20 protein-coding genes are annotated in these 18,610 nt (G+C 60.0%); 11 read left to right on the top strand and 9 right to left on the bottom strand.

The window, feature by feature from the left end; translation table 11 throughout:
* Positions 1-3: 3 nt before the first annotated feature.
* Genes IM271_RS09610 through acpT form a run of 9 tightly spaced genes read left to right on the top strand, consistent with a single transcriptional unit; the run spans position 4 to position 8,102 of the window.
* The gene (locus IM271_RS09610) at positions 4-426 is read left to right on the top strand and encodes a thioesterase family protein (protein ID WP_193052506.1); all 423 of its coding nucleotides are present in this window, start codon (positions 4-6) and stop codon (positions 424-426) included.
* Positions 423-1,028: an outer membrane lipoprotein carrier protein LolA gene (locus tag IM271_RS09605; RefSeq protein WP_193052505.1), complete on the top strand. Its 606-nt coding sequence runs from the start codon at positions 423-425 to the stop codon at positions 1,026-1,028. The genes IM271_RS09610 and IM271_RS09605 overlap by 4 nt, the downstream gene beginning before the upstream one ends.
* On the top strand, positions 997-3,321 hold the full coding sequence (locus IM271_RS09600; protein ID WP_193052504.1) for an MMPL family transporter: 2,325 nt from the start codon (positions 997-999) through the stop codon (positions 3,319-3,321). Before IM271_RS09605 ends, IM271_RS09600 begins: the two co-directional genes overlap by 32 nt.
* Positions 3,318-3,896, top strand: a complete 579-nt coding sequence (locus IM271_RS09595; RefSeq protein ID WP_028014709.1) for a DUF3261 domain-containing protein — start codon at positions 3,318-3,320, stop codon at positions 3,894-3,896. The genes IM271_RS09600 and IM271_RS09595 overlap by 4 nt, the downstream gene beginning before the upstream one ends.
* Position 3,897: 1 nt before the next feature.
* Entirely contained in the window at positions 3,898-5,067 is a 1,170-nt protein-coding gene (locus IM271_RS09590; RefSeq protein WP_193052503.1) for a beta-ketoacyl-[acyl-carrier-protein] synthase family protein, read from the top strand.
* Entirely contained in the window at positions 5,064-5,537 is a 474-nt protein-coding gene (locus IM271_RS09585; RefSeq protein WP_047362581.1) for a 3-hydroxy-fatty acyl-ACP dehydratase, read from the top strand. The genes IM271_RS09590 and IM271_RS09585 overlap by 4 nt, the downstream gene beginning before the upstream one ends.
* Positions 5,534-6,265, top strand: a complete 732-nt coding sequence (locus tag IM271_RS09580; RefSeq protein WP_049000486.1) for a 3-ketoacyl-ACP reductase FabG2 — start codon at positions 5,534-5,536, stop codon at positions 6,263-6,265. Before IM271_RS09585 ends, IM271_RS09580 begins: the two co-directional genes overlap by 4 nt.
* On the top strand, positions 6,262-7,491 hold the full coding sequence (locus tag IM271_RS09575) for a beta-ketoacyl-ACP synthase (protein ID WP_048960810.1): 1,230 nt from the start codon (positions 6,262-6,264) through the stop codon (positions 7,489-7,491). The genes IM271_RS09580 and IM271_RS09575 overlap by 4 nt, the downstream gene beginning before the upstream one ends.
* Positions 7,492-7,493: 2 nt before the next feature.
* The gene (acpT, locus tag IM271_RS09570) at positions 7,494-8,102 is read left to right on the top strand and encodes a 4'-phosphopantetheinyl transferase AcpT (protein WP_028014714.1); all 609 of its coding nucleotides are present in this window, start codon (positions 7,494-7,496) and stop codon (positions 8,100-8,102) included.
* Here acpT and arnF read toward each other — a convergent pair.
* The 8 genes from arnF to IM271_RS09530 form a co-directional block, all read right to left on the bottom strand.
* A complete protein-coding gene (gene arnF / locus IM271_RS09565) occupies positions 8,059-8,439 on the bottom strand; it encodes a 4-amino-4-deoxy-L-arabinose-phosphoundecaprenol flippase subunit ArnF (protein ID WP_028014715.1) in 381 nt (126 codons plus the stop codon). The two genes, acpT and arnF, sit on opposite strands and share 44 nt — an antisense overlap.
* On the bottom strand, positions 8,436-8,771 hold the full coding sequence (arnE, locus tag IM271_RS09560; protein ID WP_136344124.1) for a 4-amino-4-deoxy-L-arabinose-phosphoundecaprenol flippase subunit ArnE: 336 nt from the start codon (positions 8,769-8,771) through the stop codon (positions 8,436-8,438). Before arnE ends, arnF begins: the two co-directional genes overlap by 4 nt.
* The gene (arnT, locus tag IM271_RS09555) at positions 8,771-10,426 is read right to left on the bottom strand and encodes a lipid IV(A) 4-amino-4-deoxy-L-arabinosyltransferase (RefSeq protein ID WP_193052502.1); all 1,656 of its coding nucleotides are present in this window, start codon (positions 10,424-10,426) and stop codon (positions 8,771-8,773) included. Before arnT ends, arnE begins: the two co-directional genes overlap by 1 nt.
* Positions 10,423-11,325, bottom strand: a complete 903-nt coding sequence (gene arnD, locus IM271_RS09550; protein ID WP_193052501.1) for a 4-deoxy-4-formamido-L-arabinose-phosphoundecaprenol deformylase — start codon at positions 11,323-11,325, stop codon at positions 10,423-10,425. The genes arnT and arnD overlap by 4 nt, the downstream gene beginning before the upstream one ends.
* Positions 11,322-13,304, bottom strand: coding sequence for a bifunctional UDP-4-amino-4-deoxy-L-arabinose formyltransferase/UDP-glucuronic acid oxidase ArnA (gene arnA, locus IM271_RS09545; protein ID WP_028014719.1), 1,983 nt, complete (start codon positions 13,302-13,304; stop codon positions 11,322-11,324). Before arnA ends, arnD begins: the two co-directional genes overlap by 4 nt.
* Positions 13,301-14,284, bottom strand: coding sequence for an undecaprenyl-phosphate 4-deoxy-4-formamido-L-arabinose transferase (gene arnC / locus IM271_RS09540; protein ID WP_041911876.1), 984 nt, complete (start codon positions 14,282-14,284; stop codon positions 13,301-13,303). Before arnC ends, arnA begins: the two co-directional genes overlap by 4 nt.
* A 1-nt stretch (position 14,285) precedes the next feature.
* A complete protein-coding gene (gene arnB / locus IM271_RS09535; RefSeq protein WP_193052531.1) occupies positions 14,286-15,425 on the bottom strand; it encodes a UDP-4-amino-4-deoxy-L-arabinose aminotransferase in 1,140 nt (379 codons plus the stop codon).
* 323 nt (positions 15,426-15,748) lie between these two features.
* Positions 15,749-16,255: a phenolic acid decarboxylase gene (locus IM271_RS09530; protein WP_192987434.1), complete on the bottom strand. Its 507-nt coding sequence runs from the start codon at positions 16,253-16,255 to the stop codon at positions 15,749-15,751.
* Between the two features lie 99 nt (positions 16,256-16,354).
* Between IM271_RS09530 and IM271_RS09525 the strand changes: the two genes are divergently transcribed.
* Together IM271_RS09525 and IM271_RS09520 are read left to right on the top strand one after the other, a co-directional pair.
* A complete protein-coding gene (locus tag IM271_RS09525; protein WP_193052500.1) occupies positions 16,355-17,236 on the top strand; it encodes a LysR family transcriptional regulator in 882 nt (293 codons plus the stop codon).
* Positions 17,237-17,268: 32 nt separating this feature from the next.
* Positions 17,269-18,063: an SDR family NAD(P)-dependent oxidoreductase gene (locus IM271_RS09520; RefSeq protein ID WP_028014724.1), complete on the top strand. Its 795-nt coding sequence runs from the start codon at positions 17,269-17,271 to the stop codon at positions 18,061-18,063.
* Positions 18,064-18,068: 5 nt separating this feature from the next.
* On the opposite strand, the gene IM271_RS09515 is transcribed toward IM271_RS09520, so the two are convergent.
* Positions 18,069-18,596 carry an NlpC/P60 family protein gene (locus tag IM271_RS09515; protein WP_028014725.1) on the bottom strand — a complete coding sequence of 176 codons (528 nt, stop codon included), beginning with the start codon at positions 18,594-18,596 and terminating at the stop codon, positions 18,069-18,071.
* Positions 18,597-18,610: the final 14 nt, after the last annotated feature.

Here is an 18,610-nt window from a genome sequence, read left to right as displayed (position 1 = left end):
AGGGTGCTGACCGATCCCCGCTTTACGACTGAAGTTGAGATCACCGTTCCGTTCCACGACGTCGATATGATGGGCGTGGTCTGGCACGGCAACTATTTCCGCTACTTTGAAATCGCCCGCGAGGCGCTGCTCAATCAGTTTGACTATGGCTATCGCCAGATGAAAGCCTCCGGCTACGTCTGGCCCGTTGTCGACACGCGGGTGAAATACCGCGATGCGGTGACCTTTGAGCAGCGCATTCGCGTTCGCGCGCAGATTGAAGAGTATGAAAACCGCCTGCGCATTGCCTATCAAATTTTCGATGCGCAAACCGGCAAACGCACCACCTCCGGCTACACCATCCAGGTCGCGGTGGAAGAAGCCACCCGCGAAATGTGCTTTGTCAGTCCGGCAGTACTGTTTGAACGTATGGGAGTCACGCCATGAAATGGTTGCCTTTGCTGACGCTGCTCGTCAGCCCGCTGGTCAGCGCCGTGACGCTGGATGAACTGCAGCAGCGTTTCACCGAGCAGCCCGTGGTGCGCGCGCACTTCGAACAGGTCCGCACGATAAAAGATATGCCGCAGCCGCTGCGCTCGCAGGGCGAGATGCTGATCGCCCGCGACAGCGGCCTGTTGTGGGATCAAAAAGCGCCGTTTCCGATGACGCTGCTGCTGGACGACAAGCGGATGGTACAGGCGATCAACGGCCAGCCGCCGCAGACCATCACCGCCGACAATAATCCGCAGATGTTCCAGTTCAACCACCTGCTGCGGGCCCTGTTCCAGGCCGACCGCAAGGTGCTGGAAGAGAACTTCCGCATCGATTTTAAAGACCTGAGCGCGGGCCGCTGGTCGCTGGTGCTTACTCCAAAAACGACGCCGCTGGACAAGATTTTCGCCACCCTCGATCTGGGCGGCGCGACCTATCTTGAGACGATCCGCCTGAACGACAGGCAGGGCGACCGTACCGATATCGCCCTTTCAAACCACCAATTGACGCCCGCCAGCCTGACCGATGACGAACGCCAACGCTTTGCCGCACCGTAAATCCCTGCGCCCGGCGCTGCTGTGGGCCACGGTATGTCTGGTTATGCTGGGCGTGCTGCTGTCGCTGCTGCCCGGCGCGCGGCTGAACAGCAGCGTGCTGGCCATGCTGCCGAAGCAGACGCTGGGGGCGATCCCTCCGGCGCTCAACGACGGGTTTATGCAGCGTCTCGACCGCCAGCTGGTCTGGCTGGTCAGCCCCGGCAAAGAACCCGATCCGCGCGTGGCGCAGCAGTGGCTTGAACTGCTGCACGGCAGCGACGCGCTCAGCGAGGTCAAAGGCCCGATGGACGCCGCCGGGCAAAAGGCCTGGGGAGAATTCTTCTGGCAGCACCGCAACGGGCTGATTGATCCGGCCACCCGCGCCCGCCTGCAAAACGGCGGAGAAGCGCAGGCGCAGTGGATTTTATCCCAGCTCTACTCCGCCTTCTCCGGCGTCAGCGGTAAAGAGCTGCAAAACGATCCGCTGATGCTGATGCGCGGCTCGCAGCTCGCCCTGGCGCAAAACGGCCAGAAGCTGCGGCTGATGGACGGCTGGCTGGTCACGCAAGATGAAGCGGGAAACTACTGGTATCTGCTGCACGGCGAACTGGCGGGCTCATCATTTGATATGCAGCAGACCCACCGGCTCGTGACGACGCTTAACGCACTGCAACAGACGCTGAAAGCGCGTTACCCGCAGGCGCAGCTGCTTTCGCGCGGGACGGTGTTCTACAGCGATTATGCCAGCCAGCAGGCTAAACGCGACGTCTCAACGCTGGGCATCGCCACCCTGCTTGGGGTGTTCCTGCTGATCGTGGCGGTGTTCCGCTCTCTGCGCCCGCTGCTGCTGAGCGTGCTCTCCATTGCCATCGGCGCGCTGGCGGGCACGGTGGTGACGCTGCTGCTCTTTGGCGAACTGCACCTGATGACGCTGGTGATGAGCATGAGCATCATCGGTATTTCGGCCGACTATACGCTTTACTACCTGACCGAACGGATGGTGCACGGCGCGGAGCTCTCTCCCTGGCAAAGCCTGGCCAAAGTGCGCAATGCGCTGCTGCTGGCGCTGCTGACGACCGTCGCCGCCTACCTGATTATGATGCTGGCCCCCTTCCCCGGGATCCGCCAGATGGCGGTATTTGCCGCGACGGGGCTGAGCGCCTCCTGCCTGACGGTGATTTTCTGGCATCCGTGGCTGTGCCGGGGTTTGCCGGTGCGCCCGGTTCCCTTTATGGTCCTGATGTTGCGCTGGCTGGCCGCCTGGCGACGCAGTAAAAAACTGTCCGTTGGTCTGCCCGTCGCGCTGGCGCTGCTCTCCGCCGTGGGAATGAGCACCCTGAAGGTGGACGACGACATCGCCCAGCTGCAGGCGCTGCCGAAAGATATTCTGGCGCAGGAGAAAACCATTACCGTCCTGACCGGCCAAAGCGTCGATCAGAAATGGTTTGTGGTGCATGGCGCTTCGCCCCAGCAAACGCTGGAGCGGCTGGAAGCCTTTACTCCCGCGCTGGCCGAGGCGCAAAAGGCGGGGGATCTCACCCGTTGGCGCACCCTGCCGCTGAACTCGCTGGCCCGCCAGAAAAGCGACCTTGCGCTACTGCGGGACGCCGCGCCTGCGGTGACGAACGTGCTGAAAAGCGCAGGGCTCAACGCCGTTTCCCCCAATCTGGACGCCATGCCGGTCAGCGTGGACGCGTGGCTTGAAAGTCCGGCCAGCGAGGGCTGGCGTCTGCTCTGGCTGACCCTGCCGGGGGGGGAAAGCGGCGTGCTCGTGCCGGTGGACGGTGCAAAAAACAGCGCGGCGCTCGGTGAGCTGGCCGCGCGCTATGACGGCGTCGTCTGGGTGGACCGCAAGGCCAGCTTTGACAGCCTGTTTGCCCTCTACCGCACGCTGCTGACGGGGCTACTGTTTGCGGCGCTGGCGGTGATTGCCTGCGGGGCGATGCTGCGCCTCGGCTGGCGCAAAGGGTTGATAAGCCTGGTGCCGTCCGTACTGTCGCTGAGTTGCGGCCTGGCGGTCCTGGCCGCAACGGGCCACCCGGTAAATCTGTTTTCACTGCTGGCGCTGGTACTGGTGCTCGGCATTGGTATTAACTACACGCTGTTCTTCAGCAACCCGCGCGGTACGCCGCTGACTTCGATGCTGGCGATTACCCTGGCCATGATGGCCACCCTGCTGACGCTGGGCATGCTCGTCTTCAGCGCCACCCAGGCTATCAGCAGCTTTGGTATTGTGCTGGTGAGCGGTATTTTCACCGCCTTCCTGCTGGCACCGCTGGCGATGCCGGATAAGAAAGAGAGAAAACGTAAATGAACGCTGTTTATCGCGCCGTCGCGCTGGCCGCGGCGCTGCTGCTGGCAGGCTGCAGCCATTCGACCGATACCAAAGAGACGCGGCCTCAGGCCTGGCTTCAGCCTGGCACCAAAGTCACTCTGCCGCCGCCCGGCATCAGCCCGGCGGTAAGCTCCCAGCAGCTGCTGACCGGCAGCTTTAACGGGCAAACGCAGTCCCTGCTGGTGATGCTCAACGCGGATGCGCATAAGGTCACGCTGGCCGGCCTCTCTTCCGTGGGCATTCGCCTGTTCCTGGCAACGTACGACGAGAGCGGTATTCATACCGAGCAGTCGATCGTCGTGCCGCAGCTGCCGCCCGCCAGCCAGGTGCTGGCCGACGTGATGCTCAGCCACTGGCCGATTAGCGCCTGGCAGCCGCAGTTGCCGAAGGGCTGGACGTTAACGGACAATGGCGATCGGCGCGAGCTGCGCAACGCCAGCGGCAAGCTGGTGACGGAGATTGTCTACCTCCAGCGCAAAGGCAAGCGCGAGCCGATCAGCATCGAGCAACACGTATTCAAATACCACATCACCATTCAATATCTGGGTGACTGAGATGATTTATATATCCGCTGTTGGCATGGTCAACGCGCTGGGCAACTCGCCTGATGAAATTGCCGCCAACCTGGCTGCGGGCGTGGCGCCGGGCATGCACGCCCGGACCGGCTGGCTGCAGGGAATGCCCGAAGCGGTACTGGGCGGGGTGGAAGGCGAACTGCCGCTCATCCCGGACACCTTCTCTGCACACCGCACCCGCAACAACCAGCTGCTGCTGGCCGCGCTGGCGCAGATTCAGCCCGCCGTTGACGAGGCCATCGCCCGCGTTGGTCGCGACCGCGTGGCCGTGGTGCTGGGAACCAGCACCTCCGGGCTGGATGAAGGCGATGAGCACGTGCGTCTCATGACCGACGGCGAGATCAGCACGCGCTGGCAGTATCCGCAGCAGGAGCTGGGCGATCCGTCCCGCTTTCTCGCCAACTGGCTGCGGCTTGAAGGCCCGGCTTATACGATCTCCACCGCCTGCTCCTCCAGCGCGCGGGCGATGATCGGCGGCAAACGCCTGATCGAAGCCGGGCTGGTGGATATCGCCATTGTCGGCGGAGCAGACACCCTGAGCCGGATGCCCGTGAACGGCTTTAACAGTCTTGAATCCTTCTCCCCCACGCTCTGCGAGCCGTTTGGCCGGGACCGCCGGGGGATCACCATCGGTGAAGCGGCGGCGCTGATGGTATTAAGCCGGGAACCCGCGGACGTGGCGCTGCTCGGCACGGGCGAATCCAGCGATGCGTACCATATTTCCGCCCCGCATCCGCAGGGCGACGGGGCGATAAGGGCTATCACTCAGGCGCTCAGCGAAGCGGGCATGCAGCCGGACGACATCGGCTACATCAACCTGCACGGCACGGCCACGCCGCTCAACGATCAGATTGAATCACAGGTGGTTCACGATCTCTTCGGGGAAAGCGTGCCGTGCAGTTCAACCAAACACCTTACCGGCCACACGCTGGGCGCTGCCGGCATTACCGAAGCGGCTTTGAGCTGGCTTATCCTGACGCGCGATCTGCCCTTGCCGCCGCAGGATTTTTCCCGCTACGCTCCGGACGAGACGCTGGCGCCGTGCGGCCTGCTGCACCAGAGCACCGCCCTGAAAAAGCCGGTGATTTTGTCTAACTCGTTCGCGTTTGGCGGCAATAACGCCAGCATTCTGCTGGGGAGAGCGTCATGAGCTATCTATCACCCGAAGCCTATTTGCCGCACGATGCGCCCATGATGCTGCTGGGGTCCGTTGAAAATGTGACGGATGACATGGCGGTCTGCCGCGTGGCGGTTGACAGGCAAAGCGTGCTGGCGCCGTTTCTCAATGCCGATGGCGACCTGCCGGGCTGGTACGCGCTCGAGCTAATGGCGCAGACCGTTGGCGTCTGGTCGGGCTGGCATCGTCAGCAGCAGGGGCAGGAACATATCGCGCTGGGCATGGTGCTCGGCGCGCGCGAGCTGGTCTGCGCCAGCGGGCGTTTCGCCAAAGGCTTAACGCTGGACATTACCGTTAAGCTGCTGATGCAGGACGAACGCTTCGGCAGTTTTGAATGCACGATTTGCGCAGGTGAAGAGACGCTGGCCACGGGCCGGGTCAATACCTTCCAGCCGAGTGCAGAAGAATTAACATCGCTTTTTAATCAGGGATCCCACGCATGAGTCGTTCCGTACTGGTCACAGGGGCCAGCAAAGGCATTGGTCGCGCCATCGCCCGCCAGCTTGCCGCTGACGGGTTTACCGTCGGCGTGCATTACCATCGTGATGCCGCAGGCGCGCAGGAGACGCTGGACGCCATCACGCAGGCGGGCGGCAGCGGCCGTTTACTCTCGTTTGACGTAGGCAACCGCGAGCAGTGCCGTGAAGTGCTTGAACAGGAAATTGATGCCCATGGCGCATGGTATGGCGTGGTCAGCAACGCCGGAATTACCCGCGACGGTGCCTTTCCGGCACTGAGTGAAGATGACTGGGACAGCGTGATCCACACCAATCTCGACAGTTTTTATAACGTCATACACCCCTGCATTATGCCCATGATCGGCACCCGTCAGGGCGGGCGCATTATTACCTTATCCTCCGTCTCCGGCGTGATGGGCAACCGCGGCCAGGTGAACTACAGCGCGGCCAAAGCGGGCATTATCGGCGCCACCAAAGCGCTGGCGATCGAGCTGGCAAAACGCAAAATCACCGTGAACTGTATTGCGCCAGGGCTGATTGATACCGGCATGATTGAAATGGAGGAGGCCGCGCTGAAGGAAGCGATGTCCATCATCCCAATGAAACGTATGGGCCAGGCTGATGAGGTCGCCGGGCTGGCAAGCTATCTGATGTCGGATATCGCGGGCTACGTCACCCGCCAGGTCATTTCGATTAACGGAGGAATGCTATGACGCGTCGCGTGGTGATTACGGGCATGGGCGGCGTCACCGCCTTTGGCGAGAACTGGCAGTCCGTTTCCAGCCGGCTGCTGGCGTATGAAAACGCCGTGCGTAAAATGCCGGAATGGCAGGTTTATGATGGCCTGCACACCCTGCTGGGCGCGCCGATCGACGATTTCACGCTGCCGGAACACTATACCCGCAAGCGTATTCGCGCCATGGGCCGCGTGTCGCTGATGTCGACCCGCGCCACCGAGCTGGCGCTGGAGCAGGCGGGGCTGATTGGCGAAGCGGTGCTCACCAACGGGCAAACCGGCATCGCCTACGGTTCTTCGACAGGCAGCACCGGCCCGGTCAGCGAATTCGCGACCATGCTTACCGAAAAGCACACCAATAACATCACCGGGACAACCTACGTCCAGATGATGCCGCACACCACCGCGGTGAATACCGGCCTGTTCTTTGGACTACGTGGCCGCGTGATCCCAACGTCGAGCGCCTGTACCTCCGGCAGCCAGGCGATTGGCTACGCCTGGGAGGCAATTCGCCACGGGTATCAGACCGTGATGGTCGCGGGGGGCGCGGAAGAGCTTTGTCCGTCTGAAGCGGCGGTGTTTGACACGCTGTTTGCCACCAGCCAGCGCAACGACGAACCCAAAACCACCCCCTCGCCGTTCGATACGCAGCGCGATGGTCTGGTGATTGGGGAAGGCGCAGGCACACTCATTCTGGAGGAGCTGGAGCACGCCAGAGCGCGCGGGGCCACCATCTACGGTGAGATCGTGGGCTTTGCCACCAACTGTGACGCGGCCCATATCACCCAGCCGCAGCGTGACACCATGCAGATTTGCATGGAGCAGTCGCTGGCGATGGCGGGGTTAAGCGCCCGGGATATGGGGTATATCTCCGCGCACGGTACCGCCACCGACCGCGGCGATATCGCCGAAAGCCAGGCCACGGCCGCCATCTACGGTGACAGCGTGCCGGTTTCCTCGCTGAAGAGCTATTTTGGCCACACGCTGGGGGCCTGCGGCGCGCTGGAAGCGTGGATGAGCCTGCAGATGATGCGCGAAGGCTGGTTTGCCCCGACGCTCAATTTAACGCAGCCGGATGAGCAATGCGGGGCTTTAGATTATATTATGGGAGAAGCCCGTCAGATTGACTGCGAGTATCTGCAGAGCAATAACTTCGCGTTTGGCGGCATCAATACCTCGATTATCATTAAACGCTGGGCGTAACTATGTACCGGTTTGTACTGGGAAAAATTTCCACCCTGTGCGCGGACCCGCTGGCGTCAACGCTTGCAGATAAGGCACCTCAGGGTGCACGACAGGCCTCCTGGCTGGCTGGCCGGACGCTGCTCGCCAGAACATTATCCCCTCACCCGCTCCCCGACATCATTTACGGCGAGCAGGGGAAGCCGGCTTTTGCGAAGGGGGATCCGCTGTGGTTCAACCTGAGCCATAGCGGTGATGATATCGCCCTGCTGATGAGCGATGAAGGCGAAGTGGGCTGCGATATCGAAGTGATTCGCCCCCGCAAGAACTGGCAGGCGCTGGCCAACGCCGTTTTCAGCCTGACAGAGCATGACGAGCTGGAGCGTGAAGCGCCCGAGGAACAGCTTTCTGCCTTCTGGCGTATCTGGACGCGCAAAGAAGCGATTGTGAAACAGCGCGGCGGCAGCGCCTGGCAGATTGTCAGCATCGACAGCACGGCGCAGTCGCACTCGGTCAGCCAGCTGCAGCTCGGTTCTCTGAGCCTTGCCGTCTGTACCTCGACCCCTTACACCCTGACCACCGAGTCGATTATTCACGTCGGGGCAGGAAAATCACCAGTACACCCAGCATAATCAACGCGACGCCCAGCAGCCCATGCCAGGAGAAGTGCTCCCCCCAGCCGGGCAGCAGGATTGCCGCGCCCCACACCAGGATATAGCTGAGGCTCAGCAAGGCATACGCTTTGCTGAGCGCCATGCGATGCAGCGCCAGATACCAGCAGCCCATGGAGGCAACGTATCCCGTTAACCCCAGCAGCAGCGCGCCCGTGCCGGACGAAACGTGCCACAGCGCGGAGATAAACGTCAGAAAATCGCTGACCGGCGGCAGAGCCTGCATGGCATCGCGCAGCAACAGCTGTGCGGCGCTGACTAACAGCACGCTGCATAACGCCCAGAACGCGCCTTTCACAGGCTTCCTCCCAGCACGATAATCCCCATGATAATGAACCCGACCCCCAGCCAGTGGTGCACAGCAACGTGCTCGCGCCAGAAGACCTTCGCCGCCAGCGTCACCCAGACAAAATTGAGGCTCAGCATAGGGTAAGCTACGCCGACGGGCAGGCTCTGCAGCACCACCAGCCAGACCAGCATTCCGCAGCCCAGTGCCAGCATCGCCAGGCCAAGCCACAGCATGATGTGCGCGCCACGCCGTCCGCCTTTCGCCGGACGGGTAGCCTGTTTCTGGCACAGCTGTCCCGCGCAGCTCAGCAGGCTTGCCAGTATGAGCCAGGTCCAGGTCATCACTTCGGCAGATACTCCAGCAGGGCCAGACGCCCCTGGATATAGAGATTGTCCGGCTGCGGTAAATTCGCCTCTGCAATATCGTCACGTTTAGACAGCAGCATCACCAGCGACACGCTTCCCTGCTTACGATGCGTTGCCAGCCACTGCGCGAAGTCGTCTTCACTGACAAAGCGATCTTTCGCATCGGGATAATCCAGCCCGTAGCGCAGCTCGCCGCTCTGAGCAAACAGCGTGATGTCACTGCGCTTCAGCTCCCACGCCAGGCCCGCGGCCACGCCAACGTTATTGGTCAGCACAAAGCGGCTGCCCTGTAGCGGCTCGCGCACGGTATCCACCAGCGACTGCGGCTGTTTGGAATCCACCACCAGGTTCGGAATGGCAAAACCAATCAACAACGCCAGACCCGCAGGACACAGCGCCGCCAGCCACCAGCGCCGCTGGCTCTGCCGCAGCGTAAACCAGCCTACCGCGCCCCAGATGAGGAACGCCACCACCGCGCAGAAGACTTTATACAGTTCGACCGACGTCCAGACCGGATGCTTAGCCAGCCCCCACGGCGAGACCGCCAGCGCCGCCACCACGCCGATAGCGCCAAAAGCCAGGTTAATGCCGCCGTTAATGCGCAACGCTCTGGCCCCTTTTTCCGCCGCGAGGCAGGCATAGCGCGCCATCAGGATAGCCAGCGGGGCAAAACAGGGCAGGATATAGGTCGGCAGCTTGCCTTTAGCGATGCTGAAAAACAGCAGCGGCATCACCACCCACCCCAGCAGGTAGAACCCGCCGCCCGCGTTTTGTCTGTCATTCCAGCCAAGACGCAGCGCGCCTGGCAGCAGCGCCAGCCACGGCAGGCTGCCCGCGAGCAGGAACGGCAGGTAATACCAGAACGGAGCTTTATGCTGCGCGTCGCTCTGGGCAAAACGCTGAATATGCTCAACCCAGAAGAAGTAGCGCCAGAAATCAGGCTCGCGGTGCGCAATGGCCAGCCCCCACGGCAGAACAATCAGCACGCAGCTCAGGATCGCGAGCCAGCCAAAAATCAGCACCTCTTTCCAGCGCTTTTGGGCAATCACCCACGGCAGCACGCCGATCACCGGTACCGCCAGCGCCAGGAAGCCTTTGGTCATCACCCCCATGCCGCAGGCCAGCCCAAGCAGCACATAGCCGCCCGCTTTTCCGACCACGGTGCGCGCCTGTGAGGCGAGCCAGAAGCTGCACATCGCCGCCACCAGCCACAGGGTGACGATGGGGTCCAGCACCGCATAGGTGCCGATGCCATACACCAGGAACAGGGTCAGGAAGATCAGGCCGGAGAAAATGGCCGTACGCTTATCCCGCCAGAGTCGCCAGGCCATCCAGATCACCAGCAGCGCCGCGAGTCCGGTGGAGAAGATCGACCCGGCGCGTACGGCAAAGTTCGTGTGCCCGAACAGCCATTGTCCGATAGTGTTGATCCAGTAGCCGGCAATCGGCTTTTCAAAGTAGCGCAGCCCGAGGAAATGCGGGACAACCCAGTCACCCGATGCCAGCATTTCGCGGCTGATTTCCGCATAGCGCGTTTCATCAGGCTGCCAAAGCAGGCGAATATCGACCGGAATGAAGTAATAAACGATAAACAGTGCGAAAAGCGCTACGCCATAACGGGCTGTTTTCATGGAGCCGGACTCACGGTTTGTTGATAGCCAAGCCAGCCTTCCCGGCCAGCCAGTTCATTACGGACCACCTTGCCCACGGGCAGGGTGCTGAGGTCGTCCGGCAGCAGCTCGCTCATCGGACAGAACGCAATGCCTTCCCGGGCGGCCATGGTCAGCAGTTCGTCGAAATCATGCTGATACGCAATCCCTTCCACTTCGGCATGGATGGTATAGACCGGCGTTCCGGCGTCACGATGGATGCGGTCCAGAATGTAGCGATTAAATGCTTCCGCCTTCACCTCGCGCCCCACCACTTCATCCCACGTAGGAAGCGTGACCGGAATTTGCACCGTACCGTAGCGATTTTCGCCCAACAGCGGCAAAAATGGCCTGGTTCCACGACAGTCGCTGTTGTAGCGAAACGCGAAATGCTCTTTGGCTTTGACCACCCGCTGGTCGGCACGCCATCCCGCCACGGCGGAGCAGCGCACGGGCTGACCGATGATGGCCTCAAGCTCCAGCATTCCACGCTCGACCTCACGGGACAGGCGCGGGATATCCCAGACGCCCGCCCATGCCTGCCAGGCGTGATGATCCCAGGCATGCAGGCCGATCTCGTGTTGCTGCGCCGCCGCGCGGATAACCGCTTCATTACCCGCGCCGATGCGTCTGCCGGGCCAGGCGGTGCCGGCCAGCAAAATATCCCAGCCGTAGAGGGATGCCGCGCGCGAGCGCAGCATTTTGAACAGAAATGCCGGTTTAACCAGACGCCATAAATGGCGTCCCATGTTGTCAGGCCCCACGCTGAAGAAAATGCTGGCACGCACGCCGTGCCTGCTCAGCAGTTCCAGCAGTCTGGGCACGCCGTCACGCGTTCCCCTGAAGGTGTCGACATCAATGCGTAAACCGACTTTTTTCATGAGGCCTGTTCCGATAGCTCCACGGTGCGCAGGAAGAAGTCGAGCGTTTCATCAATGGTCTGCTCCATCTTCACCGTCGGCGTCCAGTTCAGGCAGCGCTTCGCGTTGCGGATGCTTGGCTTACGGTGCTCGACGTCCTGGTAGCCCTTTCCGTAGTAGCTGCTGCTTTCCACTTCGCGGAAACCGGCAAACGGCGGGAAGCGATCGCGCAGCGGGTGGCGCTCAAAGCTTGCCAGCAGCATCTCTGCCAGCTCGCGAATGCTCGCCTCGTTTTCCGGGTTACCGATGTTAATGATCTCACCGTTGCAGCGGTTATCTTTGTTCTCAATGATGCGGAACAGGGCTTCGATACCGTCGCTGATGTCCGTAAAGCAGCGTTTCTGACTCCCGCCTTCAATCAGCTTGATAGGCGAGCCTTCGACCAGGTTCAGGATCAGCTGAGTGATCGCGCGGGAGCTGCCGATTCGCGCCGCGTTCAGGTTATCCAGACGTGGTCCCATCCAGTTGAACGGACGGAACAGAGTAAAGCGCAGACCCTCTTTCTCGCCGTAGGCCCAAATTACGCGGTCCAGCAGCTGCTTGGAGACAGAGTAGATCCAGCGCTGCTTGTTGATCGGCCCGACCACCAGGCTGGAGGCATCCTCATCGAAGTTTTTGTCGGTACACATGCCGTACACTTCAGAGGTGGACGGGAAGATGATGCGCTTGTCGTATTTCACGCAGTCGCGGATGATCTTCAGGTTCTCTTCGAAATCCAGCTCGAACACGCGCAGCGGGTTACGGGTGTACTCGATTGGCGTGGCGATGGCGACCAGCGGCAGCACCACGTCGCATTTTTTAATGTGATATTCGATCCACTCGGAGTGAATGCTGATATCCCCTTCCACAAAGTGGAAGCGCGGGTTGTTGAGGAAACGGCTGATGGCGTCAGAGCCGATATCCAAACCGTAAATCTCGTAGTTATCGTCTTTGAGCAGACGTTCGGTCAGGTGGTTCCCGATAAAGCCGTTCACGCCGAGGATCAGCACGCGCGTGCGGCGCTTGATGGCAACCACCGGCGCGCTGGTGATCAGCGCCCCAGCCACCAGCCCCAGAGACTGCGCCAGCTGCGTGCCCTGAACGTACAGGCCGTTGTCGGTCTGCCCGGTGACGATCTCCAGCGCCTGCTCGCCGCAGCTCACAATCAGCGGGGAGACGGAGACGACGGTGCCCGGCTTAGCAGCCGGGATATCGTCACGCACGCGGGATTTCCAGACGATAAATTTGCTTACGCCCGCAAAGCTGTACGCGCCCGGCCACGGGTCGGTCACGGCGCGCACCAGGTTGTGCAGCTGGCGGGCGGGTTTATTCCAGTCCAGGCGACCATCTTCCGGCGCGCGGCGGCCAAAGCAGCTGGCCTTGCTTTCGTCCTGCTCGGTCTCGCTGAAGGTGCCGTTGAGGATGGCTGGCAGCGCGTCACGCAGCAGGCTTTGCGCCGCGGTGCAGAGTTTCTGATGCAGCTCAAGCGCGGTTTCATCCGCGTCGATTGCCACGCGCTGCTGGGCGACGATGGCCCCGGCATCCGCGCGGCGCACCATGCGGTGCAGCGTCACGCCCGTTTCCGTTTCGCCGTTGACCAGCACCCAGTTCAGCGGCGCGCGGCCACGGTAGGCGGGCAGCAGAGAGCCGTGAAGGTTAAACGCCCCTTTTGCGGCCAGGCCTAAGATCTCGTCGCAGATCAGGTTGCGATAGTAGAACGAGAAGATGACATCAGGCGCGAGCGCGCGGATGCGATCCACCCACAGCGGGTGGTTGACGTCGTCCGGGGCATACACCGGAATACCGCGCTCGGCGGCGATACGCGCCACGGAGCCGAAGAAGTGATTCTCTCCCGCCGCGTCCGGATGGGTAAAGATTGCAGCAATGTCATAGCCCGCTTCCAGCAGGGCCAGCGTGCCCGCGCACCCCATATCGTGATAGGCAAATACAACGGCTTTCATGGGTGGTTTTCCTCTTGAGATGCTTTGTGTTCCTGACGGACAACACGTTGAATAAAGTAGCGCGGACGTGCGCGAACATCGTTATAGATACGGCCTATGTATTCACCGAGCAGGCCCATTCCGACGAACTGGGCGCCGATGAACATAAACAGCACGGCAAAAAGCATGAAGACCCCTTCCGCCGCCCACTGCGGGCCAAAGACCAGCCGCAGCACCACCAGCAGGACGGACAGCGTAAAGCCGGCCAGGGCGATGATGCTGCCGAACACGCTCAGCAGGCGCAGCGGCGTGGTGGTCAGGCAGGTGACGAGGTCGTACATCAGGTTGATGAGACGCATAAAGCTGTACTTCGATTCCCCGTGCTCGCGCTCGGCGTGCAGGACCGGAATTTCCGTTGCCTTGCGGGCAAAGGTGTTGGCGAGGATCGGAATAAAGGTGCTGCGCTCATGGCAGTGCAGCATGGCGTCGACTATATGGCGGCGGTAGGCGCGCAGCATGCAGCCGTAATCGCCCATTGCTTTACCGGTGGTGCGCTGAATAAGGCGGTTTATGGTGCGCGAGGCCAGCTTGCGGAACAGGCTGTCCTGGCGGTTCTGACGCACCGTGCCCACCACGTCATAGCCTTCATCGGCTTTCGCCACCAGGCGCGGGATCTCCTCCGGCGGGTTTTGCAGATCCGCGTCCAGGGTGATAATCAGATCGCCCGTAACGTGGCTGAACCCGGCCATAATGGCGGAGTGCTGGCCATAGTTACGGTTGAGCAGCACGGCGACAATATGGCTGCCTTCGGCCTGGGCGGCTTCGGTCAGCATCAGCGCGGAATCATCACTGCTGCCGTCGTCCACCAGCAGAATTTCATAGGCTTTGCCCAGCGTATCGCAGGCTGCCGTGGTGCGGCGGATCAGCTCGGGCAGGCTCTCCTGCTCGTTATAAACAGGGATGACCACAGAAACTTTTTGTACAGGCGGTGCGCTGAACATATCAATGTCCTGCAAGCTGATGGAGCGCGGTAATGACGCGGGTTGTGTCGTCATGAGTCATGTCCGGGAAAAGAGGGAGAGAACAAATACGCGCGCTGTTCCATTCCGAATTCGGAAGCGATACATCAGGAAAACGCTCGCGGTAGTATTTTTGGGTGTGCGCCGCGCGGAAATGAAGGCCGGTGCCGATGCCTTGCTCCTTCAGCGCCGCCATCAGGTTGTCGCGTGAGATCCCGCAGCGCGCTTCATCAACGCGAATAATAAACAGGTGCCAGGCGTGAACGTGCGGCCATGACGGAATGTTCAGCGGCTGGAACGGCGTATCGGCAAGCTCGCGCAGGTAGCGTTGCGCGATTGCCTCGCGGCGTAGGTTGGCCTCTTTCAGCTTACCCAGCTGTACCAGCGCCAGCGCGGCGTTGATATCTGCGAGGTTGTACTTAAAGCCCGGGGAGATCACTTCGGCCTGCGGCGCGCGGCCGTGCGTCTGGCGGTCATAGGCATCCACGCCCAGGCCGTGGAATTTAAGGCTGCGGATCCGCGCGGCAAGCCGGGCGTTATCCGTGACGACTAAACCACCTTCCGCGCAGGTCATGTTTTTGATGGCGTGGAAGGAAAAAATCGCCGTGCCTTTCCAGCCCACGTGACGGTTCTTGTAGTACGTTCCGGCGGCATGGGCCGCGTCTTCAATCACCGTAATACCGTGACGCTCACCGACGGCATGAATGGCGTCGATATCACACGGCGCGCCGGCGTAATGCACGGGAATAATCGCTTTGGTACGCGGGGTAATGGCGGCTTCAACCGCTTCCGGCGTCACCATCAATGTCTCGTTGTCCACATCGATCATGACCGGCGTGGCGCCCAGCAGCACGATCATATTCAGCGTGGAGACCCAGGTTTGGGAGGGGGTAATGACCTCATCGCCCGGACCAATATCCAGCGCCATCAGCGTGACGTGCATGCCCGCCGTCGCCGAGCAGACGGCAATCGCGTGCTGGTTCCCCGTCAGCTGACAAAATGCCGCTTCAAGTTCCTGATTTTTAGGCCCTGTGGTGATCCAGCCGGAGGTTATAACCTCCTGCAACGCCGCTAATTCCTCACTACCCATCGACGGGCGGGAAAAAGGCAAAAAATCACTCATCATTAATTTCCTTGCAATAAGAATGGCACGCGCTTGATATTAACCAATTACTTTTTCGTTTATTTCAACGAACCATAAACTCATATCAAGGTATCGTTCATTTCTTAGGGAAAAATTAAGATGCGTAATTCAGATGTAACAAAATCAATATTAATCCATTTATAAACAATAACTTATGTAATTATGAATTATTTATTTCGTGATCAAACTCAATTTTTACTAAATGTTATTTTAAACCGAACATCAACAAACAAAAAAAATCCCGGTTATTTCTGTAAAAGCAGAAATAACCGGGAACTTTTCTTTTTAGTTAATTGTCGCGCTTATTTTAAGTTATCGGGAAAGTTTTCTGGTAACTCACTGGCCGCGCAGGTAATCACGCTTTCGTTGTTCGCACCGCAGTCGCGTACAAAGGTGATGGTGGCAAATTCGTCAATCACTTCTGTTGGATAGGCCGGCCCCGCATCGCGATAGCTGTTCATCAGCGGAATATGGTCGTTCTGGAAGCAGACGGTTTTTTCCGGGTTGTTCATGACCCAACGCGGGAAGAAGATGGTGCCGTGGAACAGTTTGTCGCCCAAGTTCACAATCAGGCTAACGTCCGTACCGGTTGGCTCGGTCCAGGAGATTTTATAGATGCTCTCCCCTACCCGCACGATGTAAGCCTGCTGATCTTTAACCCAACGGTTCGCCACCAGACCGCTGTGAATACGGTAGTCGAGAGTAGTCTCGTTTTTGACGTAAATTTCGTAATTCCAGCCGTTGTCATAGGTATAAACCAGATGTTTGCCAACGAAGCCGCTTAAGTCGTGTTTGTCGAATGTGTTCATAAGATGTCTCCTTCGTTTTGATGAGACGATCTTAAGCCTTCAAAAAATGAATGAATAACGCTATGTTTTAATCAAATTCATCCAAATTTTAGATAAATCATGCACAAGACGACGCTGGAACAGTGGGCCTTACTGGAAAAAGTGGTGGATGCGGGCAGCTTTGCCAAAGCTGCGGAAGAAACCCACCGCAGTCAGTCCTCGGTGAGCTATAACCTGTCGCTGCTGCAGGAGCGGCTGGGCGTGGCGTTGCTGGCGCCGGAGGGGCGCAGGGCGGTGTTGACCCCGGTCGGTGAACTGCTTCTCGGCCAGGTGAAACCGCTGCTGAAAGCGTTTTCGTATGTCGAGACGCGCGCGGCGACCCTTCGTAACGGGATGCGCACGCGGCTGGACCTGGTGGTGGACTCGATTTTCCCACGCCGCCGCCTGTTCGCCATTCTGCGTCAGTTCCAGCAGCAGTATCCGCAAACTCAGGTCCGCCTCACGGAGGTGCTGGAAAATACCCGCGCCGATGCCATGAACAACGAGGCCGATGTGATGGTTTTAAGCCGCCGCCAGGACATTACCGGGCTCGGCGAATGGCTGATGAACATTGACTTTGTCGCCGTGGCGCATCACCGGCATCCCCTCTTTAGCCTCGACGCGCCGCTGAATGATGAGATGCTACGCCCGTGGCCGCTAATCCAGATTGCGGACAGCCAGAACGCCGCGCGGGCTGCCGGCGAGTCGTGGACGTTCTCGACCATCGACGCTGCCATAGAGGCGGTCGTCTCGCAGGTCGGCTACGGCTGGCTGCCAGAGGAACGCATTCAGCCCCAGCTGGAGCAAGGCGTACTGAAACTCCTCCCGCTGAGCCACGGCGTTCGTCGGGCCACACCGCTGCATCTGATCGTGAAGCGCACCCTCGCCCCGCTGGATGAGCAGGTTGAAACCCTGCTGCGCCTTTTTAGCCAGGAGCCGTCATCATCACCTGCTACGCTTTAAGGTCCGAACGTTAAAACGATAAGGAGCTGATGATGAAAATCGACTTTGCAGGGAAAGTGGCCCTGGTCACCGCCTCAACCGGCGGGATCGGGTTTGCCATTGCCAGAGGCCTGGCAGAAAGCGGCGCGGAAGTGATCGTTAATGGCCGCAGCACCGACTCGGTGAACAAAGGTATTCAGCAGCTGCAGCAGGTTGTGCCTGGCGTGCAGGTGCGTGCAGCCATTGCCGATCTCAGCACCGCGGAAGGGGTTGAATCGCTGCTGAAGGTCGCGAGCGACGTCGATATTCTGGTGAACAACGCCGGGATTTACGGCCCGCAGGATTTCTATGGCACCGACGATGAAACCTGGGAGCGCTACTGGCAGACCAACGTGATGTCCGGCGTGCGCCTCTCCCGCGCCCTGCTGCCGGGCATGGTGAAAAAAGGCTGGGGCCGCGTGGTGTTTATCTCCTCCGAGTCAGCCTGCAATATCCCGGCAGACATGATCCACTACGGGGTGACCAAAACGGCACAGCTTTCGCTGGCGCGCGGGCTGGCGAAGTTCGTGGCGGGAAGCGGCGTGACGGTGAACAGCGTGCTGCCGGGCCCGACGATGTCCGACGGTTTCGCTGAAATGATGAAAGATGAGATCGAGAAAACCGGTAAATCGCTGGAGCAGCTGGCGAAAGAATTTGTCATGACCAACCGCCCCAGCTCGGTTATCCAGCGCGCCGCCACCGTTGAAGAGGTGGCTAATATGGTGATTTATGTCTGTTCGACGCAGGCCTCCGCCACCTCAGGCGCGGCATTGCGCGTCGATGGTGGCGTGGTGGATGACATTATTTAATGTCGTCAGGCGGCGCTGCCCGCGACACGACGGGCGGTAATGTAACGATCCTGCCAGTAGTCATCAGTCAGGGTTGAGACCGTTACGCCCTGGCTGCTGGAGGCATGAATAAACTGGCTGTTACCGATATACACGCCAACGTGTCTGCGGTTCGGGCCCGTCTGGAAGAAGACCAAATCTCCCGCCTTCAGACGGTATTGCGCTACCTGTACACCACGATGGATCTGCTCGCTCGTCGTGCGCGGCAGATAAAGATGCGCCGCATCGCTGAACAGATGCTGCATAAGCGCGGAGCAATCCACTCCGCGGTGTGTGGTGCCGCCCCACTGATAGTGAGTCCCTTTCCATTTCTGGTATTGATCCAGTATCCGGGAGCGGAGTGGGCCTGTCTCCTGGTGAAGCAGGGCCGACTTCACCGGCGATTCCGCAAATGTGCTATCGGCGGAGATCATCGATGCGGGCAGCTGAAAACTCAGTGCGGAAAACGAAGCAAAACTTAACGTGAGGATTGAAATAAGCGATCTGAATGTCATATCTAAACAGGAGC

It is taken from the genome of Enterobacter cloacae complex sp. I3 (genome assembly GCF_014896175.1).
In the GTDB taxonomy this organism is placed as follows: Bacteria; Pseudomonadota; Gammaproteobacteria; order Enterobacterales; family Enterobacteriaceae; genus Enterobacter; species Enterobacter bugandensis.
Note: the sequence above shows the minus strand (reverse complement) of the source record. Positions and strands in the feature narration are given on the sequence as shown.